At 57.0% G+C, this 22,632-nt stretch carries 23 protein-coding genes; 6 read left to right on the plus strand and 17 right to left on the minus strand.

Going from position 1 to position 22,632, the window contains the following annotated elements; translation table 11 throughout:
* Positions 1 to 32 precede the first annotated feature (32 nt).
* On the minus strand, positions 33 to 686 hold the full coding sequence (locus tag FVE67_RS01055) for an MBL fold metallo-hydrolase (protein ID WP_168718826.1): 654 nt from the start codon (positions 684 to 686) through the stop codon (positions 33 to 35).
* Between the two features lie 155 nt (positions 687 to 841).
* Here FVE67_RS01055 and FVE67_RS01060 point away from each other — a divergent pair, with 155 nt between their 5' ends.
* The 5 genes from FVE67_RS01060 to FVE67_RS01080 are packed head-to-tail and all read left to right on the plus strand — an operon-like array spanning position 842 to position 7,163.
* A complete protein-coding gene (locus FVE67_RS01060) occupies positions 842 to 2,137 on the plus strand; it encodes an adenylosuccinate synthase (RefSeq protein WP_168718827.1) in 1,296 nt (431 codons plus the stop codon).
* Positions 2,138 to 2,149: 12 nt separating this feature from the next.
* The gene (locus FVE67_RS01065; protein ID WP_168718828.1) at positions 2,150 to 3,541 is read left to right on the plus strand and encodes a biotin carboxylase N-terminal domain-containing protein; all 1,392 of its coding nucleotides are present in this window, start codon (positions 2,150 to 2,152) and stop codon (positions 3,539 to 3,541) included.
* Positions 3,538 to 5,772, plus strand: coding sequence for an acetyl-CoA carboxylase carboxyl transferase subunit alpha/beta (locus FVE67_RS01070; protein ID WP_168718829.1), 2,235 nt, complete (start codon positions 3,538 to 3,540; stop codon positions 5,770 to 5,772). Before FVE67_RS01065 ends, FVE67_RS01070 begins: the two co-directional genes overlap by 4 nt.
* A gap of 6 nt (positions 5,773 to 5,778) precedes the next feature.
* Positions 5,779 to 6,405, plus strand: coding sequence for a biotin/lipoyl attachment domain-containing protein (locus FVE67_RS01075; RefSeq protein ID WP_168718830.1), 627 nt, complete (start codon positions 5,779 to 5,781; stop codon positions 6,403 to 6,405).
* Entirely contained in the window at positions 6,390 to 7,163 is a 774-nt protein-coding gene (locus FVE67_RS01080; RefSeq protein WP_168718831.1) for a biotin--[acetyl-CoA-carboxylase] ligase, read from the plus strand. Before FVE67_RS01075 ends, FVE67_RS01080 begins: the two co-directional genes overlap by 16 nt.
* On the opposite strand, the gene FVE67_RS01085 is transcribed toward FVE67_RS01080, so the two are convergent.
* The 4 genes from FVE67_RS01085 to FVE67_RS01100 all read right to left on the minus strand — a co-directional run bounded on the left by FVE67_RS01085 (position 7,160) and on the right by FVE67_RS01100 (position 9,072).
* Positions 7,160 to 7,432 (minus strand): nucleotidyltransferase domain-containing protein, encoded by a 273-nt coding sequence (locus tag FVE67_RS01085; RefSeq protein ID WP_168718832.1) that lies wholly within the window; start codon positions 7,430 to 7,432, stop codon positions 7,160 to 7,162. The genes FVE67_RS01080 and FVE67_RS01085 overlap by 4 nt on opposite strands.
* A 191-nt stretch (positions 7,433 to 7,623) precedes the next feature.
* Positions 7,624 to 8,097: a TIGR00725 family protein gene (locus FVE67_RS01090; protein WP_168718833.1), complete on the minus strand. Its 474-nt coding sequence runs from the start codon at positions 8,095 to 8,097 to the stop codon at positions 7,624 to 7,626.
* The gene (locus tag FVE67_RS01095) at positions 8,081 to 8,746 is read right to left on the minus strand and encodes a protein-L-isoaspartate(D-aspartate) O-methyltransferase (protein WP_168718834.1); all 666 of its coding nucleotides are present in this window, start codon (positions 8,744 to 8,746) and stop codon (positions 8,081 to 8,083) included. Before FVE67_RS01095 ends, FVE67_RS01090 begins: the two co-directional genes overlap by 17 nt.
* Positions 8,743 to 9,072 (minus strand): hypothetical protein, encoded by a 330-nt coding sequence (locus FVE67_RS01100; protein ID WP_168718835.1) that lies wholly within the window; start codon positions 9,070 to 9,072, stop codon positions 8,743 to 8,745. The genes FVE67_RS01095 and FVE67_RS01100 overlap by 4 nt, the downstream gene beginning before the upstream one ends.
* Before the next feature lie 61 nt (positions 9,073 to 9,133).
* Between FVE67_RS01100 and FVE67_RS01105 the strand changes: the two genes are divergently transcribed.
* Complete coding sequence (locus FVE67_RS01105; protein WP_168718836.1) at positions 9,134 to 9,478, plus strand: hypothetical protein; 345 nt, start codon at positions 9,134 to 9,136, stop codon at positions 9,476 to 9,478.
* Here the strand turns inward: FVE67_RS01105 and FVE67_RS01110 are convergent.
* The 12 genes from FVE67_RS01110 to FVE67_RS01165 form a co-directional block, all read right to left on the minus strand.
* Positions 9,475 to 10,218 carry an outer membrane protein assembly factor BamD gene (locus FVE67_RS01110; RefSeq protein ID WP_168718837.1) on the minus strand — a complete coding sequence of 248 codons (744 nt, stop codon included), beginning with the start codon at positions 10,216 to 10,218 and terminating at the stop codon, positions 9,475 to 9,477. The two genes, FVE67_RS01105 and FVE67_RS01110, sit on opposite strands and share 4 nt — an antisense overlap.
* Positions 10,215 to 11,147, minus strand: a complete 933-nt coding sequence (trxB, locus tag FVE67_RS01115; RefSeq protein WP_168718838.1) for a thioredoxin-disulfide reductase — start codon at positions 11,145 to 11,147, stop codon at positions 10,215 to 10,217. The genes FVE67_RS01110 and trxB overlap by 4 nt, the downstream gene beginning before the upstream one ends.
* Complete coding sequence (gene trxA / locus FVE67_RS01120) at positions 11,148 to 11,474, minus strand: thioredoxin (RefSeq protein WP_168718839.1); 327 nt, start codon at positions 11,472 to 11,474, stop codon at positions 11,148 to 11,150.
* 70 nt (positions 11,475 to 11,544) lie between these two features.
* The gene (gene radA / locus FVE67_RS01125; protein ID WP_168718840.1) at positions 11,545 to 12,846 is read right to left on the minus strand and encodes a DNA repair protein RadA; all 1,302 of its coding nucleotides are present in this window, start codon (positions 12,844 to 12,846) and stop codon (positions 11,545 to 11,547) included.
* Between the two features lie 4 nt (positions 12,847 to 12,850).
* Positions 12,851 to 13,222 (minus strand): PilZ domain-containing protein, encoded by a 372-nt coding sequence (locus tag FVE67_RS01130; RefSeq protein ID WP_168718841.1) that lies wholly within the window; start codon positions 13,220 to 13,222, stop codon positions 12,851 to 12,853.
* An 84-nt stretch (positions 13,223 to 13,306) separates the two neighbouring features.
* Positions 13,307 to 14,884: a hypothetical protein gene (locus FVE67_RS01135; RefSeq protein ID WP_168718842.1), complete on the minus strand. Its 1,578-nt coding sequence runs from the start codon at positions 14,882 to 14,884 to the stop codon at positions 13,307 to 13,309.
* A gap of 171 nt (positions 14,885 to 15,055) precedes the next feature.
* A complete protein-coding gene (locus tag FVE67_RS01140) occupies positions 15,056 to 15,613 on the minus strand; it encodes a hypothetical protein (protein ID WP_168718843.1) in 558 nt (185 codons plus the stop codon).
* 86 nt (positions 15,614 to 15,699) lie between these two features.
* The gene (locus FVE67_RS01145) at positions 15,700 to 16,368 is read right to left on the minus strand and encodes a cytochrome b/b6 domain-containing protein (RefSeq protein ID WP_168718844.1); all 669 of its coding nucleotides are present in this window, start codon (positions 16,366 to 16,368) and stop codon (positions 15,700 to 15,702) included.
* A gap of 23 nt (positions 16,369 to 16,391) precedes the next feature.
* Positions 16,392 to 17,168 (minus strand): 4Fe-4S dicluster domain-containing protein, encoded by a 777-nt coding sequence (locus FVE67_RS01150; protein ID WP_168718845.1) that lies wholly within the window; start codon positions 17,166 to 17,168, stop codon positions 16,392 to 16,394.
* Between the two features lie 2 nt (positions 17,169 to 17,170).
* Positions 17,171 to 19,630: a molybdopterin-containing oxidoreductase family protein gene (locus FVE67_RS01155; RefSeq protein WP_168718846.1), complete on the minus strand. Its 2,460-nt coding sequence runs from the start codon at positions 19,628 to 19,630 to the stop codon at positions 17,171 to 17,173.
* Positions 19,631 to 19,871: 241 nt separating this feature from the next.
* Positions 19,872 to 21,272 (minus strand): sigma-54-dependent transcriptional regulator, encoded by a 1,401-nt coding sequence (locus tag FVE67_RS01160; RefSeq protein WP_168718847.1) that lies wholly within the window; start codon positions 21,270 to 21,272, stop codon positions 19,872 to 19,874.
* A complete protein-coding gene (locus FVE67_RS01165; protein ID WP_210534621.1) occupies positions 21,244 to 22,599 on the minus strand; it encodes a two-component system sensor histidine kinase NtrB in 1,356 nt (451 codons plus the stop codon). Before FVE67_RS01165 ends, FVE67_RS01160 begins: the two co-directional genes overlap by 29 nt.
* Positions 22,600 to 22,632 lie beyond the last annotated feature (33 nt).

Raw genomic sequence — 22,632 nt, forward strand, 5'->3', positions numbered from 1 at the left:
TTAACAAAGTCTTTGTGGATTTTCAAGGAAAGTCAGAGGCCCTCCTGGAGGAAGGGGTTTTCTCTCTTTTCCCGGCCTAGGGTGGAGGTGGGGCGGTCTCCGTAGTCGTGTCCGGGAAAGACGATGGTGTCTTCCGGGAGGGCAAAGAGTTTTTCGCGGATGGAGCGCATCATCTGGAAGTAGTCCCCTCCGGGCAGATCCCCCCGCCCCACGGCCCCTACAAAAAGGGTATCCCCAGTAAAAAGCAGCCGGTTTCCGTCATAAAAGCAGACCGAGCCCGGAGAGTGCCCCGGGGTATGGATCACCGTGAGGGTGAAGTCTCCGAAGGAAAAGCGGTCTCCGTCCTCAAAGGTTTGGTCTGCCGGGGGATTAGGGGGAAAGCCCCAGGAGACAAAGACCGAGGCCCCTTCTCCGGAGGTAAAAAACTCCTCGTCGGCCCGGTGAAGGGCGTAGGGGGCCCCGAGGGCCTTGCGCAAATCGCCGGCGGCAGCCACATGATCCGCATGTCCGTGGGTGCCGAGAATATAGAGGATCTTGAGGTCCAGGGCCCGGATGCGGGCCAGGATCTTTTCCGGGTCTCCCCCGGGATCAATGACCACCCCCTCTCGGGTCTCGGGATCATAGACCAGATAGCAACACACGGCCAAGGGCCCCACCACTAAGGTTTCCACCTCTGGATACCTCATCTTCTCCTCCTTGCCTATCGGACGATCTATCCCGGATAGCTTACCACATCTCCGGATCTCCGGGTCTTCCCCAACCCTAGAATCTTAAAATTGGGGTTTGACGCCGGGGGCCATTTTAAGTATTTTGGCTTCTGGAACTCAAGCAGGAGGTAGCTATGCCCTCGGTAGTGGTGGTAGGCACGCAATGGGGAGACGAAGGCAAGGGCAAGATCGTGGATCTTCTGGCCGAGCGGGCCGATTATGTGGTGCGCTTTCAGGGAGGGAACAACGCCGGGCACACCCTGGTCATCAACGGACGCAAACATATTCTGCACCTCATCCCTTCGGGCATCTTTCATGAGGACAAGGTCTGTCTGATCGGAAATGGAGTAGTGGTGGATCCAGCGGTCCTCCTTCAGGAAATAGAGGAACTGGAAAAATCCGGTCTTCCCGTGCCTCCGGGAAGGCTTTATGTGAGCGAAAGGGCCCATCTTATCATGCCCTATCACAAGGCCATTGATCTCGGCCGCGAGGCCCTGAAGGGCAAGACCCGCATCGGGACCACCGGCCGGGGCATCGGCCCTTGCTATGAAGACAAAGTGGCCCGCCGGGGAATCCGCGTGGGGGAACTCCTGGACCCCGAAACCTTTGCCAGCAAGCTCCGGGAGGTCCTGGAAGAAAAGAACTTCTATCTGGAAAAATACCTGGGCCGCGAGCCCCTTTCCTTTGAAGAAATCTATGAAACCTATCTTCGTTACGGCGAACGCCTGGCCCCTTACGTGACCAATGTTTCGGAAATTCTGGACCGGGCCCATCGAGAAGGGCGCAACATCCTTTTTGAAGGGGCCCAGGGCACCCAGCTGGATATCGATCACGGAACCTACCCCTTCGTGACCTCTTCCAACACCGTGGCCGGGAACGCCTGTGCCGGAGCGGGCCTTGGTCCCACCCGCATTGACTTCGTCCTGGGAGTGGCCAAGGCCTATACCACACGCGTGGGCGAGGGCCCCTTCCCCACCGAACTCCGAGACGAAACCGGGGAGCGCCTGCGGGAGTGCGGTGGCGAGTACGGAGCCACCACCGGCCGGCCCCGACGCTGTGGGTGGCTAGACGGGGTTATCCTGAAGGAGGCGGCCAGACTCAACGGTCTTACCGGGCTGGCCATCACCAAACTGGACGTCCTTTCCGGCCTTCCGGAGATCCTCTTTTGTGAGGCCTATGAAATCGAGGGCCGACGCCTGGAACAGACCCCGGTAAGGATGGCCGATTTCCAGAAACTCAAACCCCTTTACCGGACCTTTCGGGGCTGGCCGGAGAGTCTGGAGGGGGTGAAAAATTTCGAGGACCTTCCGCAGGCGGCCCGGGAGTATCTTTCCTTTGTGGAAAACTTTCTGGGGGTCCCCATCGTGATGATCTCCACCGGTCCGGCCCGCGAGGCCCACATCCTCCTGCGCGACCCCTTTGCCCCCTAAGCGAGGGCCCTCATGAAACACCGCATCCTCATTGCCAACCGTGGCGAGATTGCCCTGCGCATTATGGAGGCCTGCGAGGAACTGGGCCTGGAGTATGTAGCGGTCTATACCCGGTCCGACGAGGAAAGTCTGCACGTGACCCGGGCCCCCCGGAAATACCGCATTTCGGACTACCGCGATCCCAACGAGATCCTGGCTGTGGCTGACGAAGCCGGCTGTACGGCCATCCATCCGGGCTACGGCTTCCTGGCCGAGGACTTCCGGTTTGCCCGCCGGGCGGTCAAGCGCTCGCGGCCTTTGATCTTTATCGGCCCCCGCTGGGAGGTTATTCGGGATCTGGGAAACAAGCTCCATGTAAAACGCCTGGCTCGGGAACTGGAAATACCGGTTATCCCCGGGACTTCGGAGCCCCTCTATAACGAAATCGAGGCTGAGGCCCGGGCCGAAGAACTCTTTGACTGGCTTTCCGAAAACGGGGAAGAGGACCCGCGGCTGCTCATCAAGGCTGCAGCCGGCGGTGGGGGTATGGGCATCGAGGAGGTGCGGGAGCTGGACGAGGTGCGACCGGTCTTCCGGCGCGTTCGCGCTTACGCCAAGAGACTTTTCGGAGACGAAGGAGTGGTGATCGAAGTCCGACTGCGGCGCTTCCAGCACCTGGAGGTCCAACTTCTGGGCACCCCAAAGGGAGAATTGGTACATTTCGGGACCCGCAATTGCACCATTCAGAGCCCAGGGCGCCAGAAACGGGTGGAACTGGCCCCGGGCTTTGACCCCCGCTTCAAAAACTATGACTTCGAGGCCCAGGCCCTAGAGGAAGAAATCCTTTCCCATTCCTTAAAGCTCGCCGAAGCGGTGGGTTACGATAATGTGGGCACCTGGGAGTGGTTGGTCACCCCTGAAGGAAAGGCCTATCTCATGGAGGTCAATACCCGGATCCAGGTGGAAAACGAGATCTCGGCCCGCATCGCCCGCATCAAAGGAAAGGCGGTAAACCTCATCCGGGAGCAGATCCGGGTGGCCCTGGGAGACTCCCTGGGGTATGCTCAAAAGGACATCACCTTTGAGGGCACGGCTATCGAATTGCGTCTGGTAGCCGAAGATCCGGAGCGGGGCTTCCGTCCCCTTTCCGGGGTGATCGAAGGTTTCCATTTTCCGGAGGCCCCCTGGCTTACGGTACGCACCCATGTGCCCCGCAATCGGCCTTACCAAATCCCCACGGAATACGACCCCAACCTGGCCCTGGCCATCGTCTGGGGAAAGGACACCCCGGAAGCCCTTTCCCGGGCCCGGGAATTCCTGGATCAGGTGACCATTGAAGGGCGCACCGCCCGGGGAGAGCCTCTGGTAACCAATGTGCCCTATCTCCGGGCCAAACTCTCCGAGGTCTACGAGTTCGTATCATGAGTGAACTTTATCGGGAACTCACCGATCTCTGGGAGCGGGCCCTCTATCTCCGGGACATCAAGGGAGAAGATTTTGAGAGCCTGGCGGAGGTCATGGCCCATCTAGAAGACCTGCGAAACCGTTTCTACGAGGAGCCTTCAGGGGTCCTGCGGGAGCGTCTGCTTTCCTTACGTTCCAAGCTGGAAGAACTGGAGGACCTCGCCGCCCGTACCCTCACCCCTTACGAAATCGTAAAGATCGTCCGGCACCCCCAGCGCTTCACCCTGCTCGACATCCTGGAAAACGTCTATGACAGCTATACCGAATTGGGAGGTGAGGGGGAAATCAACATTGATCCTGCGGTGGTGGTGGCCCGGGCCATGATCTCCCGCCGGGTAGGCGACCGGGTCTATCTTCATCAGGTAATGGTCATCGGGCACGAGAAGGGACACGGGGAGGAATTTCGGGAGGGAGGAAGCGCCAAGCCCTGGGGCAACGAAAAGGCCCTGCGTTACATGCGCATCGCGGAGACCGAAGGCATCCCCATCCACTTTTACATCTTCACCCCCGGGGCTTATCCCATCGAGGACTATCCAGGGGCGGCCCAACAGATCGCCCGCAATCTTTACGCCATGGCCAAACTCAAGGTCCCCACGGTCTCCTTTATTTCCGAGGGGGGATCGGGAGGGGCGGAGGCCATAGGGCTTACGGACCTAAGGCTCATGGCCTCTCGGGGATATTATTCGGTGATTAGTCCCGAGGGGGCTGCGGCCATCGAGGCCAAGCTGCGGGAGGGCCGTCCTCCTCGGGAACTGGTGGAACGCTGTGCCCGCAATCTCCGGCTCACCGCCGAGGACAATCTGCGCCTGGGGACCATTGATCGGATCGTGCTCGAACCCCCTCTCGGGGCCCGGCGGCGAGACTACGCCTTTTTCCGGCGTCTGCGCTACGAGATGATCCGGGCCACAGACGAGGTGGTCCTCCAGACCCGCAGCCTCCGCACCTTCCGCAAGTATCTCCTTTCCCGAAAAAACGGACAGGAAGAAGTCCCGGAAGACTTTGAAATCTACGTCAACTGGGAGCTTTCCGAAGACGAGAAGGAAATCCTCCTGGAGAACCGTTCCCGCAAATATCGGGAGATGGGCCGCTGGGCGGTCTGCGGCGAAGCCTCCCGCCTCAAAACCTTTTTCGAAAAGGGCCAGGATCTGGGGACCAAGGTCTTTCACGGCCTGCGTTACGGAGTCTTCCGGCACAGTCAGCGGGCGGTACGGCGCATGTTTGAGGAGTTGCGCGAAGAGAGCTCGGCCTTTCTTAAGCCGGTGACCGACCCGGTAAAATCCGTCTACAACCTCATTTCCGGAAAGAAACGCCGGGCCCCTCGGGTGGTCTCTCCGGTGGAACGCCTGGAAGGTCCGGAAGAGCTTTACGTAAGTCCTCTGGCCCTCGAGGATCGCACGGTCACCTGTCCCAATGCCGAAACCCATGGATGTCCGGACCTCTGGGTCCCGGATCTCTATGGGGAATTCTGTGGGGTCTGCCCCAACTGCGGTCACCATTTTCCTCTGGAATACCAGTGGTACCTCAACAACCTTTTCGATCGGGAAAGCGTCCGGGAATTCAACGAGGGGCTCTCTTCGGGCAACCCCTTAAATTTTGAAGGCTATGCGGAGAAGCTGGCCGAGGCCCGCCGGCGCACCGGGCGCAATTCCGCTATGTTGACCTTTGAGGCCCGTATCGGGGGGATTTCGGTAATCGTGGCCATGCTCATCGCCGATTTCCGGCAGGGGACGGTGGGCGTGGCTGAGGGAGAAAAATTCATCCGGGCTTGCGACCGGGCCCGCGTTACCCGTCGGCCCCTCATTGCCCTGGTGCACACCACCGGGGGCATCCGTATCCACGAGGGCACCCTCGGGGTAATTCAGATGCCCCGCTGCACCATGGCCGTAAGGGAATATGTGGATTCCGGGGGGCTCTATCTCGTGGTTTACGACAACAATTCCTATGCCGGGCCGGTGGCCAGTTTCCTGGGAGCGGCTCCCTACCAGTTTGCCCTGCGTTCCACCCGCCTGGGCTTTGCCGGCCCCCGGGTGATCTACGAGACCACCGGAAAACCCGTACCCCCGGACTATCACAGTGCGGAAAACGCCCTCCGCCGGGGACACATTCAAGGGATTTGGGATCGCCGAGAACTCCGCCTCAAACTCTACGAAGCCCTCCTCACCATGGGAGGACGAAACCTCTACTACCGGTAAAGGACCATGGCTATAGACCACGCCCGCATAAACCAACTTTTGCAAAAACTCCGCAGCCATCCCTATTGCGTGTATCCGGTGGAAACCCCCCATACGGGCTATCTCCAGGAGATCTTGGTGGCCGAGGATCAGGAAGTGCGGCCCGGAGAAGGCCTTTTCGTGCTGGAAAGAGAGCGCAACCCCAAGACCATCCGGGCGCGGGTAAGCGGCCGCGTACGCCACCTGCGGGAGGAGCTCCGCGGAAGATTCCTGGAGGCCGGAGAAAAGGTGCTGGAGATCTGGCATCCCCTTTCCCGGGAGGAGGCTGTGGCCGAGGTCCTGCGGGAGACTCTCTCTCTGGTAAGGGCTCCGGAGACCGCCCGTTATCTCCTGCCCCCGGAAATGGAGGCCCGTTTGCGTAAGGAAGGCCGGCCTCTGGTGCGGCCCGGGGAAGAACTCCTCATCATGACCTTTATGAAAAGAGAAACCCCCATCCGGCACGAAGGCCCTCCCATGGTGATCTTCAAGGTCTTCTTCTCCCCCCACGAGGTGGTCCCGGCCGGGGAGCCCCTCCTCGGTCTCTGTGCCCCGGAAGAGGTCCCCTATCTGGAGCGGGTAATCGCCCGCATCGAGGAGGAATGGCCGGAGAGTTGAGGGCCCGGGAGATCGGAGCCGACCGGCGGTACTTTCCCCGGGCAGAGCGCCTCATGCCCCTGGCTTATGAGCTGGCCCTCTCCGAGCCCCGGACCGCCCATGGCCGGGTCCTGCGGGCCGGAGAGGTCCTTTCCGCCCGGGGTCGGCACGGCCGTACCTGGTATGCCCCTTTTGGGGGACTGTGGCTGGCCCTGAGTCTCTACGACGACCACCTTCCTCAGACCCGAGGCCTCCTTTCCCTGATCTTCGGCCTGGCCCTGGGCTGGATGGCCGAAAGGTTGGAGATCCCGGCCCGGGTGCGCTGGCTAAACGACCTCCACTACCGGGGACACAAGATCGCCGGAGTACTCCTTGAGAAACGGAACGAATGGCTTTTGGCCGGAGTGGGGATCAACGTGAATAATCCCCCTCCGAAAGGACTCCCGGCCGAAAGCCTGGCCCGTCTTCGGGGCCGGCCTTTGAATCTTGAAAAGCTGGAAGAACTCTTTTTGGAAGGACTCCGACTCTATTACGGAAGGCTGCGGGCCCTGGAGGCAGAGCTTGCCCCTTACGAAGAGGTCCCCCCCAATTTTCTTGCCGAAGAATTCCGGCGCCTTTCCGACACCCTGGGACGCTGTGTGGCCTGGGCCACGGATCTGGAAAAAGAGGAACCCCTGGTGGGTTGGGCCCGAGAACTGGAACCTGACGGCACCCTGCTTTTAGAGGTAGAGGGGAAGACCCTCCCCCTAGAGACGGGGGAGGTCATTTATCTCTTTTAAGACAAAGGAATTCCTTCTTCCTCCAGAATCTTTATAAAGGGATCGCCCCTTTCTTTACGGGCCTCCCACTCCTCAGGGCGCCAGCCCACCGGCTCCACCCTAGGGGCCACCAGACGGGCCCGGGAAAGAACCTCCATCCTTTCCCGCAGATCCCGGGGAAGTTCCTCAGAGATGATGAGAAGATCCACGTCACTGGTTTCTCCGAAATCTCCGCGAGCAAAGGATCCGAAGAGTATAGCCTGATAATTCCGAAGTCCCAGGGCCCTCAAATATCGGGGGCCTCCTCCAGGGCCTTCTGGCGCAGTCCTTCTCGAAAGGCCTGCCAGCCCCTCATCTTCCCTCGGCCTGCCGGACTACAAATTCCAGTATCTTTCGAGCACAATCCAGGTGGCGCCGGGGCATCTTTTTCCGTGTAATAATCCACCGGAGCTCCCCAAGCATATACATCCGGTTCTTAAACCTACATATCCCCCTCTAGGAGCCGGAAAAGCTTTTCTACGGCCTCTTCGGGGGTTTCCACATAGGTCACCCCTTCAATGCCCGGCCAGGTCCGCAGACCAAAGACCGGCTTCCACATCTTGAGGGCCAAAGCGATCTCCGAAAGGGTTCCGTAACCCCCGGAGACGGCAATCACCCCCTCCACCGAACGAATAAGGATCACGTTTCGGGCATGCCCCATGTCCGTGACTATGGGGATCTCTACATAAGGATTGGCCTCTTCGACCTTGTTCCCGGGGAGGATGCCCACCGTAAGGCCCCCGGCCTCCAAGGCCCCCCGGCTTGCGGCCTCCATGACCCCTCCCAGCCCCCCGGTGTAGACGATGGCCCCTCTTTCGGCCAGAAGCCTTCCCACCCTGTAAGCCGCTTCATAGACCTCTTTTCCGGCAATGCCCGTCCCGATGACCGCCACCCGACGCCTATTCCTTAAAACCATACTCCCCCACCAGTTTTACGAATCTCACCGGCTCCAGAGTTTGCCGGTAGAACTTTCCTCCCTTCTTGACCACCTTGACCAGATATTGCGACCACTCATCTCCTACGGGCATAACCAGCCGCCCTCCCTCGGCCAGCTGTTCCAGAAGGGGCTCGGGGATCTTGGGGCCGGCGGCGGTCACGATGATGGCCTCAAAGGGAGCCACCTCCGGCCAGCCCTTGGTCCCATCCCCCAGGCGGAGAATCACATTGGTATAGCCCAGGGCCTCCAGAATTCGACGGGCCCGTTCCAGAAGCCGGGGATAACGTTCGATGGAATAAACCCAGCGGGCCAGCTCCGCTAGAATGGCCGTCTGATACCCGGAGCCGGTGCCCACCTCCAGGACCTTTTCATCCCCTTTAAGTTCCAGGGCCTCGGTCATAAGGGCCACAATATAGGGCTGGGATATGGTCTGTCCCTCTCCGATAGGAAGGGGATGATCGGCGTAGGCCTGATCCCGCAGGGCCTCGTCCACGAAAAGGTGCCGGGGGACCTTGCGCATGGCCGCCAGGACCCGCTCGTCGGTAATCCCCCGGGCCGCAATCTGGGTCTCCACCATGCGTTCCCGGGCCCGGCGATAAATATCCGGCTCCTGGAAGACGGCCTTCATGAGCGGGGCTCGGTCACATAATAAAGGCAGTCCACCACCCGGCCCGCAGAAAAGGTGATCCTGAGGACCTCAATCTCTTGGCGCCCGAATTTTTCTCCCAGAAAGGGTACGGCCGCCAGGGCATCTTTTTGAAGATTATAGTAAAACCAGACCACCCTTCCGTCAGGAAGCCTTTCCACCCGCTGAGGAGGCCCCAGATAGCGACGCACCTCCTCGGCAGAGACCTGCTTTTTGACCATACAGGCCTTGGAGGCCAGATTAACCCCCGGTTTAGGGGTACAGGCCACCATCCCCATCAATAATCCTATTAAAAGCAACCTGCGCATTTTACTTTTCCTCCTCTCTGGCCTAATATAGTATCATAAACCAGGCTTGAGGAGGGGTTGTATGCGTTGTCCCAAGTGCCGTTTTATCACCTTTGAAGGCCGTAAGAGTTGTCCCCGCTGCGGAGAAGACCTCTCGGCCCTTTCGGAAACTCTGGGCCCTTTTTATGAACCCCGTCTGCCCGAAGACCTCATCCTCAAGGACACCATCCTTCCCCCGCCCTCTTTTATCGGCACCCCGGAGATGCCACCTCCTCCGGGCTTTGAACCGGAAGCCCTTGAAACCGCACCCTCCCTTAAGACAGAAGAGGCTTCTTCCCCCGAGAGTCTCCCGGCCCCGGGAAAAGACGAGTTTTTCAAAGAGCTCGAGGAGGCCTTAGAGGAGGAAACCAAGGGGGAAGGGCCTTAGGGATAGGGTTGGCCCCAGAAGTCCTTGAGGCGTCCTTCAGCCAGGGCCCGGGTCTCCTCCTGGGCCTTGCGATAATAAGTGTAGACCAGCCGCCGGGCCTTGGCCGCGGCCCGGGTCTCCGGATAATTGTCCAGGAGATAAAGCAGGCGATAGTAGGCCGCCCGATACCCTCCGGTGCGGTAGTAGAAGCGGGCCACATATAGTTCGTGTTCGGCTAGCCTTTCCCGGGCCCGGGCAATCCGCCGACGGGCTTCATAAACGTAGGGGGCATCCGGATAGGTCTTGATCAACCTTTCGTAAGCCTCGATGGCCTTGCGGGTGTTGGTCTGATCCCGGTCGGGCGAAAGCATCAGGCGATAGTAACAGGTCCCGATCTGAAAGATCACGTAGGGCACGGCCTCGTTGGTGGGATGGAGTTTTTCGAATTCCTGATAAAGGACCACGGCCTCCAGGTACTTACCGGCAAAGAATTTGCAATCCGCCAACTTGAGCTCCGCCCAGAGGGCATAGGGAGAGTCTGGATAGCGATCCCGGATCTCCTCGAAATCCTTTTCGGCAAGCTCGTAATAACCCCTCTCGAAGTGCCTCTGGGCCCTTTCCACCAGCTCCCGGAGCTTGGCCTCCGCCGGTTGAGGCTTCTTGGCAAACCAGGAAAGAAGCCCCCCTGTCCCTTTCTCCCGCGGCCCACAGGCCGGAAGAAAGAAAAGGAGGAGGATCCCGAAGATCAGCAGTCTTCTCATGGTTTTTCCCTCTCGGCCAGGTACTGTTCGGCCATATAGGCCGCGGTGGCCCCATCTCCGGCAGCGGTTACGATCTGCCGACAGGCCTTGGCCCGTACATCACCGGCCGCAAAGACCCCGGGCACCGAGGTGCGCATTTCGGAATCGGTGATAATAAAACCCCCTTCGTCCAAGGCCAAAGTGCTTCCTAGCCAGGAGGTGGCTGGTTCAATCCCGATAAAGATAAAGACTCCTCCTACCGGAAGTTCCCTTTCCTCTCCGGTCTTAACGTTCTTAAGCCGCACCCCCTCCACCCCCTCCTTCCCCAGGATCCGGGTGACCACGGTGTCCCAAAGGATCTCGATCTTGGGATGGGCAAAGGCCCGCTCTTGGAGGATCTTGGTGGCCCGGAGCTTGTCCCGCCGATGAATGAGATAGATCTTGCGGGCAAAACGGGTAAGAAAAAGACTTTCCTGGACGGCGGTGTTTCCCCCGCCCACCACGGCGATGACCTGGTCCCGGAAAAAGGGACCGTCACAGGTGGCGCAATAAGAGACCCCCTTTCCCGTAAGTTCCGCCTCCCCGGGAACCCCGAGCTTGCGAGGACGGGCTCCGGTGGCCACAATTACCGTGAGGGTCGCCAGATTACGCCCGCTGGCCAGATGGACCACCCGATACTCCCCCTCGATCGAGAGCCCTACCGCTTCGTCCTGTAAGGGTTCCAACCCCAGGGCCCGGGCGTGGGCCGTAAACCTCTCCATAAGCTCGGCCCCAGAGATCCCCTCCGGAAATCCCGGATAGTTTTCCACAAAATCCGTGACCAGGACCTGCCCCCCGGGGGCCAGTTTTTCCACGAGAAGGGTGCGCAGGCGGGCCCGCGCGGCATAGATATAGGCCGTAAGCCCCGCCGGCCCGCCTCCTACGATGACCAGATCCGCATCCGGTTGCATTTAACTCCCGAGGACCTTGGCGATTACCGCCTCAATGGTGCTCTTGGCCACCGCGCCGGTGATACTTTCCACCGGCTGCCCGTCTTTGAAAAAGATCAGGGTGGGAATGGCCCGGATACCGTATTTTCCGGGAGTTACCGGGTTTTCGTCCACATTGAGTTTACAGACCTTGAGCCGGCCCTGATACTCCTCGGCCAGCTCCTCAATAACCGGGGCGATAGCCCGACAGGGCCCACACCAGGCCGCCCAGAAGTCCACCAGTACCGGAATATCGGACTTGAGCACCTCCTCCTCAAAGGTCTGATCGGTCACCTGACAAACGGCCATACTCTCCTCCTTACCTCGGATTTTAAAATTTCTTTAAACCATAACCGTCTCTTCCAGACAAGACAAGCACTCAAAGGAGATCCAGGAGTTCCCGCACCTGCCGGAGGGGGCGTACTTGAGGAAAATCCCGAATTTCCTGACCCCAAGGCAAAACCGCCTGGGAAAAGCCCAGCCTCCGGGCCTCCTTAAGACGGGTCTCTAGGGCCAGAACCGGACGCACCTCCCCGGAAAGCCCCACTTCCCCGCAAAATACGGTCTTTTCCGGAAGATCTTTTTCCAGGCGGCTTCCCAGAAGGGCCGCACAGACCGCAAGATCCGCCCCGGTTTCCCGAAGGCGCAGCCCCCCGGCCACGTTGAGAAAGACGTCCCGGTCATAAAAAGAAACCCCCAGGTGTTTTTCCAGAATGGCCAGCAGCATGGAAAGCCGCCAGGGATCAAAACCCACCGCGGTGCGCCGGGGGGAGGCCAGATAGCTCTTGACCACCAGGGCCTGGATCTCTACCAGAAGGGGGCGCGTCCCCTCCAGGGCCGGAAAGACCGCTCCCCCGCCTCCGGAGAGAAAAAACCGGGAGGGATTTTCCACCGGAAAGAGGCCGGCCTCCCGCATCTCAAAGACCCCGATCTCGTCCACCGGTCCAAAGCGATTCTTCACCGCGCGCAGGAGCCGGTAGGGCCCGGACCTTTCCCCTTCAAAGTAGAGGACCACGTCCACTAGATGTTCGAGCACCCGGGGACCGGCGATCACCCCTTCTTTGGTCACGTGTCCCACCAGGAAAATAGCCACCCCCTCCTCCTTGGCCAGCCGCAGGAGGGCCGCGGTGGCCTCCCGGACCTGGGAGACCGAACCCGGAGCCGAGGAAAGCTCCGGAAGATAGACGGTCTGGATGGAATCCACCATGAGGATGGCCGGATGCCGCTCGCGCACCGCGGGCAGGGCCGCCGAAAGGTCGGTTTCTGGAAGGAGCTCCAGCTCTCCCGGAATCTTTAGCCTTTCCGCCCGCAGGCGCACCTGCCCCGGGGATTCCTCTCCGCAGAGATAGATCACCGAAAGACCCTGGGAAAGATATCTTCCGGCCACCTGAAGAAGAAGGGTGGATTTTCCGATACCGGGATCTCCCCCGATGAGGACCAGGGCCCCGGGGACCAGCCCTCCCCCCAGGACCCGATCAAACTCGGAAAGTCCCGAAGCGTAGCGTTTGAAGCCTTCTCCGGAGACCTCGGAAAGCCGCAGGATACGGGCCGGGGAAGAGCGAGAGACGCGGGGAGTCTTTTCCTCCCTTTCCTCAGCGAAGCTCTCCCAGGCCCCGCAGCCCGGACAGCGCCCAAGCCACTTCACCGAGCGATAGCCACATTCCTGACAGCGATAAGCCATGGCCTCAAAATTCGAGCACGGCCTCTCCCAGGAGGTCCCGCAATTCTCGTTCGGCCTGGTCGGCATCCGGAAGATTGAAATAAAGAAGCCGCCGGAGGTGGGTAAGGCTTTCGAGATCGATGGCCACGAGCTTCACCCCAAAGCCGTCCTCCCCGTGACGCACCACCTCGGCCAAAAAACGAATTTCCGGAGGCGGCTGCATACCCTCCAGGCGGACGATCAGTTCCAGGCGAGAACCTACAGGGGGGCGCCTCTCGGAAAGGAGATAGGCCCCACCATAGGCGATATCTTTAAGGCGGGCCGGAAAGGACTCCCCTTGAGAAAGGACCGTAACCTCAGCCGGAAAAAGGACCCGGTAGAACTTGCGCCGCTCCATCCCCTCCCTTTTAGCAGAGAAGAAAGAACACCAAAAGGGGGCGGGAAGACCCCGCCCCCTTTTAGAAGATCGAGAAGCCCCCTTTTAGAACCAGTGCTGGTACATCACCCGGAAGCGCCAGTCGTCCTGGGTACCGGAATCAAAATCTGTGGCCGCCTTTCCGATGGCCGCAGCTTCTGAGGGCGAAGCGTCCTCGGCGTGAAGTTGAAGAAGAGAGAGATCACAGGTTATGTATTGATTGAATCCGTGAAGATAGTAGTTAACTCCGAGGACAAATTGCTGAAGATAGTCTTCCACCCCCAGTTTCCCGTCATCAAACTTGACCAGTCCGAGTCCACTTTTGCGGGAATCAAGAGGAGTATTGTCGTCGAGACGGACTAGATAGGCGTACTTAAAGGTGACCTCCCACTTGCGCGGCACTAGGAAATAACCCAGATTAACCCTAAGGCCCCAGCGATCCCAAGTTTCCTCATCGTGGGTTCCTACAGGAACAAGGTTATAAGCATTTCCTCCCTTGTCTGGATCCTGGATGAACTCCTCCCAGGCCCCCTCCACGTCCGCGGAAAAGCCCTTGTAGCGGAAGAGGAGGGCTACATCGAACCCGTAATTCTTGATGTCGTGAGCTCCGTTCATAGCCGTGCCATTGTAAGCATAATAGGTGGTCCTTCGATCTTTGGCCCAGAATCCGGAAAGGAGGAGGGCCAGGGCCGGCTTAGTGTTGTAGCCGTAATCTCCCTGCATGAAGTAGTTGTTGAAGGTGCCCGGGCCTAGAGGTCCACGCGGGTCGGAGCCCGGAAGAAGGTTAAAGGCCAGACGCCAGGAATAGAGGTGATCGTCGCTGGCGGAGTTAGTCTTTCCCTGGGTGTCCCGCCCGTTGTACCAGCCGAACCAGTAGGCCAGAAACTGTTTCTTCCCGAATAGATCAAGCGCCCCGTTCACATTTACCCCCTGCGAGCGGTAAAGGAGCATGCCTCCAATAGGAAAACCGTTGTCGAGAAGGTGCCCTCCTACTCTGAGTTTTTTCGTTCCGGAATAAGGCCAGTAGTTTTCCGAATCGTCGGTGAAGATGGTCCGGTCGGTTCCGTTCTGCTTGAAACCGCTCTGCCAGTACTCCACACTCATGGCCGGGATCTTCATCCGCCCGAACTGCACCTTAAAAAAGGGGGCATACTTTTTCCAGATCACAAAGGCGTCGTGCACGTTGACCTTACTCTTGGGCTCAAGTTGTACATGCACGAAGTACTTCCAGTCCCGGTTAGGGGCCGTCCCGTCCACAAAGAACCTCAGACGCCGCATGGTAAAGGAGCTATAATTTTCGTTTCCCCCGGAAAAATCCTCATCGCGGGACATATAGGTGTAACGGAACTGGATTCCGGTGCGGAAACGAAAACGATACTCCCGATTCTTTTCCGGATCTTTGTAATCGATCCGGAAACCATTTTTCCAGTAAGCTCTCCAGTTCACCGGGGCCTTCTTCTCCACAGCCTTTTCCGTCTGAGCCTGGCGCTTTTCCAACTCCTCGATCCGCTTAAGGAGCATCTGCACCTGGGCCTTGAGCTGGCGGATCTCCTCCTCCTGGGTCATGGCCCGGGCCGGGCCCACCCAGACCAGAGCAAAGAGAAGAATAAGGATCACTCCTCCCCACCAACTTTTGCCTCTCATCCCTCACCTCCTAAAAGTATTAGTATATTTCTGAAATTTCTTAGGGGAGGGGGCCCCCCCTCCCCTCCATTCCCTTTATTCTCCGGACCAGGCAATCAAGGCCACTATCCAACCAATTATAACTAAGACTACCAAGCCCCAAGGAATCATGATCTACACCTCCTTTTTAAATTAAAAAGGCCCCTGGTGTCCAGGGGGCATGGACCAAAGGATGGCCGGAATGGCAAAGGTGTAAAGGGCGGCAAAGGTCACCACATACCCTAGGACCTTTTCGCTCACCTTGCCGTTCATGAAAAAGCCCGCCAAATTCATAGCCACAAACCACACAAAGGCAATGGAAAAGTGATAGACCCATTTAGGCGTGGGATAGACCAGCCAATAGACCCCGTAGGCCAAGGTGAGCCAGCCAATGAGGATGAATACCGCTCCCAATTGGCGCCGAGGCTTTATGTCCCAGATCTCACAGGCCCCAAGCGCAGTAAAGGCAAAGGCGTACATCCCCGCCAAACCGGTCACAAAATTGGTAAGCGGCCCCAAGCCCTGGACCACCATCATAGCGATGAGGAAGGGCCACCACATCACACCCACCGTGAAGGTTACCACTCCCACCACCCGCTCATTGGATTTCTTGCGTTCGGGATCCAGATGGAGAAGTCCGTTGGCTAGAAGAACCGCCGCACCTAAGTAGATAATGGGAGCTATCCATTTTCCTACTGTAGGATCGGCCATCTTTTCCCTCCTTTTTTAAAGATTTGAAATTGCAAATCAAAGTTTGCCTCCGCCCTCAAACTCCTCACCTCATTTTTCCACCTCCCTTAAGTCTTTATTTTTTCCCACCACAAGGGGTGGTGGGCCTTTACATAATCTTCGGGAAGGGTCCCCGTCTCGAACATAGCCCGGAAGCCTTTACGATTCAGGGGATGAAGTGCCATGTAGATATGGACGGGAAGAATCACCAGAAAAATCACAAAGCCCACATCGTGGAAAAACCGGGCCCAGCGCCAAGCCCCGGGACTAAAGGCGTCTTTAAAAAGAAGGACGCAACCGGAGACCACCATGATACCGGTGCCTAGGATGGTGAACCAGGCCAGACACTTCTGACCAAAGTTGTATTTTCCAAAGCGCCCGGGTTTAAAAGTAAAATAGTGTTTAAGGAGCTCGGCTATTCCCGCTATAGGCCCTCCTTCGGGCCAGATCTGCCAGCGGGGAGCATTCTTGATCTCGCGCAGGACGAAAAGAGGGAGCCAAAGTAAGAGCCCTACCGCGGCCAACCGATGCAATACCATAGCCACTTTCATGCCTCCAGAGAGATAAGTGGTCTCCGGGGAAAACCAGGCAAAGGGAATCCAGAAAAAGTAAAGTAGCCAGCGAAAGGTGTGTGGGGCTACCTGAGGAAGCCCGGTGAGGAAAAAGACCACCATGAAATGGATGTAATGTAAGTGCATGCTCCTTTGAAACTTATTGAAGGCTTGAATTTCTCGCATGACTTTCCTCCTTTAACGAGAAATTATTCCTCGGCCTCTTTGCCGAGGCTGTAAAGGAAATGCCCAATGATCCCTGCGGCCGAAGTCCCGAAGAGGACCCAACCAATGGTCCGGACCGCATCCAAGGCCTCAATAGGTTTCTGCGCGGCCTCTGGACGCAGAGTGTATTCCTTAAGGAACTTTTCCGGTCCCACGGTCACCCAATGGAGGTATCCCGTGGCCTCCCCTACGGGCTCGGCCCCGTAAACCATGAACTTTTCTCCTAGCCGCCTTTCGTAATTGGCCGCCCGACGCCGGGCTTCGGCCAAGACCTCCTCGCGACTTCCAAAATAAAGGGCCTTGGCCAGACAAGCCTCCACACAGGCCGGCGAAAGACCAGCCTCCACCCGGTCGTAACACATAAAGCATTTATAAGTCTTGCCCATGCGAGGATTGAAATGAGGCACCCCATAGGGACAGGCCTCTATACAGGCCCGGCAGCCAATACAGCGCTCCTCGTGGATGACCACCGGCCCATAAGGCTTAACCTCAATGGCCGCAGCCGGACACCTTCGGGCACACGGGGCATTTTCGCAATGCATGCAGTGATGCACATAGGAGACCGCCCGCCCAGGATAAGGACCTATGTAACGAAAGACCGGAAAGATGTAGCGCAGCTCTGGACGCTGTTCTTCAAGGACTCTTTCCGAGGTGCCTCTTCCATCTCGACTCAGGCGGGCCCGATTTTCAATCCCGCACTGCACCGAACAGGCATAACACCGTACACAGGCCTGCATATCGTAGAGCATACTTACTTTCATGGCTAAACCCTCCTCACCTTAATAATGACATCCTGGGTGGCATGCCCTCCCTGAAGAGGGGCAAAGTGAAACTTTGAAAAGTGGTTTATGTTCACTCCATATTCGGGCATAAAGGCCAAATAGCGTTTAAGCTGGGGATAGATCCCCGGGGCCACCCCGTAGTAGGAGAACAGGACCTCTGGATGCACCAGAGGGGTAACCCAGACTCGAGCCCGAGCTACAGCCCGAGGGTTATGCGCCGGAAAGACCTCCACCACATCTCCATCCGAAATTCCCAGCTTCTGGGCCTTTTCCGGATGTATCCACACCCGGTCCACCCCGATCTCTTTCCAGATCTCGAGAAGCAGGGGATTGTTCCGGGTCTGCCCTCCCGTAAAGGAATTGAGCGGAGAAAAGCCTGTACAGAGGATAAATTCGTCCTCCTTGAGCTTCCCTTGGGCCTCCTCCCACCAGAAAGGCGGGACCCAAAGGGGAAGAGGATGGGCATGGTCCGCATGAGGATGTCCTTCGGCCTTGAGTTTTTTCCATTTTTCAAGGAAGAGGAGACTGAAGATCTCCACCTCCCCGGTGTAAGTCTTCTTCTTAATCTTATAGCTCTGTTTGCCGTACCAAACTCCTTCTCTTTTTAAACGTTCCAAGGTGAGCCCGGGGTGTTTCTTTTCTAGACCCTCCAGCTGCCGGCGCCAGCCCACCTCCCATCCCCCGCGGGCAAACTCCCCGAAATACTTCTCAAACTCCTCGGGCTGAAGGACCCTTCGGGCCAGCTCCAAGATGACCCAAGAGCCCGGACGCGCCTCGAAGGGCGGTTCCACAGCCTTCATATGCATAGCCACCGTGGGCATAGACTGCTTGAACTTAAAATGCAGGGCTTCATCCCTTTCAGGAAAGAGGGTGTCTGGGAGAATGATATCTGCATAAAGGCAGCTTTCATCCATGAAAGGGGTCATACAGACGATGAGTTCCACCTTGTCCAGGAGCTTGGTCATTTCGGGAGAACCGGCCGAGCCCCCGATGAAGTTTTGGCCCATGGCGAAAATGACTTTGGGTTCGTAGGGCTCCCCGGTACGCAGGGCCTCAAAAGCAAAGCGCCTGCCGGCCTTGGGATTGAGAAAAGGATAACCCTTTTTCTTTTGGTAATACTTGGTGATTTGGAGGGCCTTGGGTTTGGGCACCTTGGGGAGAGGGCCATGGAGTTTCACCTTGGGAATGCCCCCTACCCCACCCTTCTTTTCCCAGACCCCAAGGAGGGTGTTCACCAGGCCCAAAGAGTGGAACTGGCGCATGACATTCCCGTAACGTTCGGAGTACCAGCCGGTGTCCACGAAGACCCGGGGCTTACCCTTGATCAATTCTTCGGCCACGGCGCGGATCTCGTTAGCCGGAATCGTGGTAATCTTCTCGGCCCATTCCGGGGTGTACTTCTCCAGGGCTTGAACGATGGCCTCAAAGGCCGTAATGACCTTTCGCCCTTCTACAGTGAACTCTCCTCTCAAAGCTGGCTTTTGAGCCTCATCTTTGAAGACGGCCCTATTTTGAGCCTGGTCCCACACCCGATAACGCACATGTTTCTTTTTCTTCTTGGTCTTGGGATCTACCTTTTCCTGAATTTCGGGGGCATAAGGCTCCAGGGTCTCGGGATCAATAAGCATGCAGGCATTGGTTTCCTTTATAAGATATTCCTGGTCATACCCCCGACGTTTTACGATTTCGTGGGCCAGGGCCAGATGAAAGGCCCCGTCTGTCCCAGGACGGATGGGAAGCCATTTGCGGCCCGCTCCCTCCACGGCCTCATTGGGAAACCGCACATCCACGGCCACCAGCCTTACCCCATTGCGCCGGCCCTCTCCGAAAAGGGTACCGAACTGGTAAACGCAGAGCCCCCCTGCAGGGTTGCGCATGGCCAGAACCCCGAAGCGGGCGTTGGGGTAGTCCATCCAGAAGGCCCCTGGGGTCATGGGATGCCCGAAATAGGCCCCAAGACCCCAGTCGTGCCCTGCGGAATGACAGGTATCGGCATAACTTAGGATGTTGGGTGTGCCGTAGAGGTGCCAAAAGGGTTTGTCGAGCCCGGCCGCAGAGGTAAAACGCGGAAAATAGACCACCTTCTCGGGCTCCCCGCGCTCGCGATACTTGCGGAGCACGGAGGCAATACGCTCTAGGGCCTCGTCCCAACTTATACGTTTAAATTTTCCTTCTCCGCGCTTTCCCACCCGCAAGAGGGGGTACTTCAGACGGTCCGGATTATAAAGCGCCGCCGGGGTCGAACGACTGCGCCCACAGATCCCGGAATAGGGGAGATGGGGATTGGCCTCCAACTTTATGAGTCGTCCATCCTTGACCACCCCAATCGCTGGACACTGCTGAGCACACATCCGACACCGCAGCGGCACCCGCCGCTCCACCCCATAGTCCACCGGATCGGGGGCCTTTTGCGAAACCTTAACCGTATCTCCAAGACGCACAAAAGGAGAAAAAGCCGCAATACTTCCCAATTTTAGAAATTTTCTTCGTGAAATTTTCGTTCCCATAAGCCCTCCTCCCTGAAAATATCCCCAAATCCCTTTTTAATCTTGATTATGCAAAGTCTATGCCAAAATCCTCTCTTCGAAAACAAGAAAAAAAGAGGGGTCTGCCATAGATTTTTCTCCGAAGTTACTCGGGAAAAAATTATTCCCCGCAACCTAAAGGTTGCAGGGTGCAACTTTAGGATACGGTGGGGTCTTCTTCAGAAAACTCTTGGAGCCCGTAGCGGCGGAGCATCCGCTGCAGGCTCTGCCTCTTGAGGCCCGCCAAACGGGCAGCCTGAGAAATGTTTCCCTGGGTGGAACGAAGAAGCCTTTCCAGATACTCCCGGGCAAATCTATCCAGGGCCTCTCTTTTGGCCTGATGATAGGTTTTGAAACCCAAAGAAGAGGCGTTTGTTTCCTCTCGATAGGAGGAAAAAGGGGCACCCTTCAGGTCCTCAGGGGTAATCTGCGACCCAGAGGTTAAAAGGACCGCCCTTTTGATGGTATTTTTGAGTTCTCTCACATTTCCTTTCCAGGGCTGCTCTAAAAGAAATTCCAGGGCCGAAGGAGAAAAATTAAGGCCCTCTTTTCCGTACTGATGGGCGTATTCCCGCAAAAAATGTTGAGCTAGAAGAAGGATGTCCTCTCCTCTTTCTCGAAGAGGAGGCACCCGCAAGATCACCTCGTTCAAACGATAATAGAGATCCTCACGGAATTCCCCGGCGGCTATTTTGGCCTCCAGATCCTGATTCGTAGAAGCTATCACTCTCACATCTACCTTAAGGACCTGGGTGCTACCCAGGGGGCGAATTTCTTTTTCTTGAAGAACCCTTAGGAGTTTTACTTGGAGGGAAGAAGGCATATCTCCAATCTCGTCAAGAAAAATGGTAGATCCATGGGCCTGGGAAAAGAGCCCCTCTTTATTTCTTTCCGCCCCGGTAAAAGCCCCCTTTACATAACCAAAAAGTTCCGCTTCGAGAATGGACTCCGGAAGAGCGGCACAGTTCACCGTGACCATCTTCCGAGAAGAGCGTTCACTTAAATGGTGAATGGCCCGAGCAATCAATTCTTTTCCGGTTCCCGACTCCCCTAGAATAAGGACCGTAGCATCCGTGCGGGCCACTCGCTCCACCAGTCTCATAAGTTCTCGAAAGACAGGAGATTCTCCCACTATTCCCAGGGGCTCCCACCACTTCTCCTGCGCCTTAAGAAAGAGGTTTTCCCGTAAAAGAAGACTTCTTTCCAGGGCCCGTTTGACCAAATGTCGTAAGTGGTCCTTTTCGAAAGGCTTGGGGAGAAAATCGTAAGCCCCCTCTTTGATGGCCTGCACGGCCATCTCAATGGTGCCGTAACCTGTAATAAGAATTACCGAAATAGTATTGTCCCTTTCGCGAATCCGCCGAAGGAGTTCTAAGCCGTCCATGCCCGGCATCTTTATGTCCGCCACCACCACCTCAGGAAGAAAACGATAGACCTTCTCCAGAGCCTCTTCTCCGCTATAGGCTCTTTCAAAACTTACCTCTAGAGGAGAAAGGAGCCTTTCTAAGAGGCGTACCATCTGGGGTTCATCATCTACCAGAAGGACCTTCGGCTGCATTTTGGGCCTCCTTGGGAAGAATGACCCGAAAAAGCGTCCTTATACCTAATTCTTGGTAAAGCGTTTCTCTAGGAGGAGAAAAAACGATTATCTCTCCTCCGTGTTCTTTAACCAGGCCGTAGGTTACAAAGAGCCCTAAACCCGTTCCTTGAGGCTTGGTGGTAAAAAAGGGCTCAAAAATGTGGGAAAGAATTTCCCGGGGAATTCCCTCTCCGGTATCGCCCACTTCTAGAATAACGGTTCCGTTGTCCCCCGGCCGGAGCCAAAGATGGATACTCCCTTTATGCTGAAGAAGGGCGTCTCGGGCATTATTTAAAAGATTGAGAATGATCTGCCGCAAGCGGTCAGGATCCCCTTGAATAGAAGGCACCGGAAAAAGGTGGAGATGAATCTGCAGTCCATCTTTTTGGTAAGTAGGGCGCACCATCTCCACCACTTGTTCTACAATTTCGTGGAGCTTCACTTCCTGTTCTAAGGATAGCGAAGAACGGGAAAAAATAAGAAGGTCCGAGATTAAGCGTTGGCAAGCTCGCACCTGCTCTTCCACTATTTTTAGTTCCTCCGGAGGATCCTCCAGGGTCTCTCGGAGAAGCTGGGTATAGCCTAGAATGATGCCCAGAGGGGTATTGATTTCATGGGCCACCCCTGCGGCCAACTGACCCAAGGCGGCCATCTTCTCTGAATAAATAAAGTGCTCGGTCATTTCCTTAAGGCGGGTTAAGTCCTTCATAATTCCCTGACAGCCCAGACGACAGCCTTCGGCGTTTTCGATAGCGTTGGCGGTGATCACCACATACCGCTCCTCTCCCCGGGCGGTAAAAAGCCAGGTTTCGAAATTTTTAATGCCTCCCTCGGTGCAGAGGATTTCTTTGTATTTTTGCCATTCCTTAGTGCATACAAAAAATTCTCCTAAAGATCGTCCCAAGACCTCCTCCTTGCGCGCAAAACCCAGAAGTTGGACCCCAGCGGGATTGAGATCTACCAGATGTCCTTCCTGGTCGCAGAAAAAGATGGCGTCTCCCGAACACTCAAATAGCTGGCGAAATTTCTGCTCAGAAAGGGCCAGCTCTTGGGTGCGCTCCTCCACCCTTTGTTCTAAGGTACGGGTCAAATCTAATAATCGCCACTGGGCCTTTTCCAGATCCGACTTGGTCCGCCGAAGCTCTTGGGTTTCCTCTTCCAATAAGCGAAAGGTCCGGTGCACCCGGAGAAAGATCAGGGTAAAAAAGGCCGCCAGGAGGATAAAAAGGGTGTTGAAGGCCCCAGAGACGGGGGCTAGGAAAAGCCAGAGCTGTGGACGGTGAATCCCGGCCAAGAAAAAGCGCACTATATGACCCATACTACGGGAAAGAGAGAAAGC

Origin of the sequence: Thermosulfurimonas marina (genome assembly GCF_012317585.1) — a bacterium.
Classification (GTDB): Bacteria; Desulfobacterota; Thermodesulfobacteria; order Thermodesulfobacteriales; family Thermodesulfobacteriaceae; genus Thermosulfurimonas_A; species Thermosulfurimonas_A marina.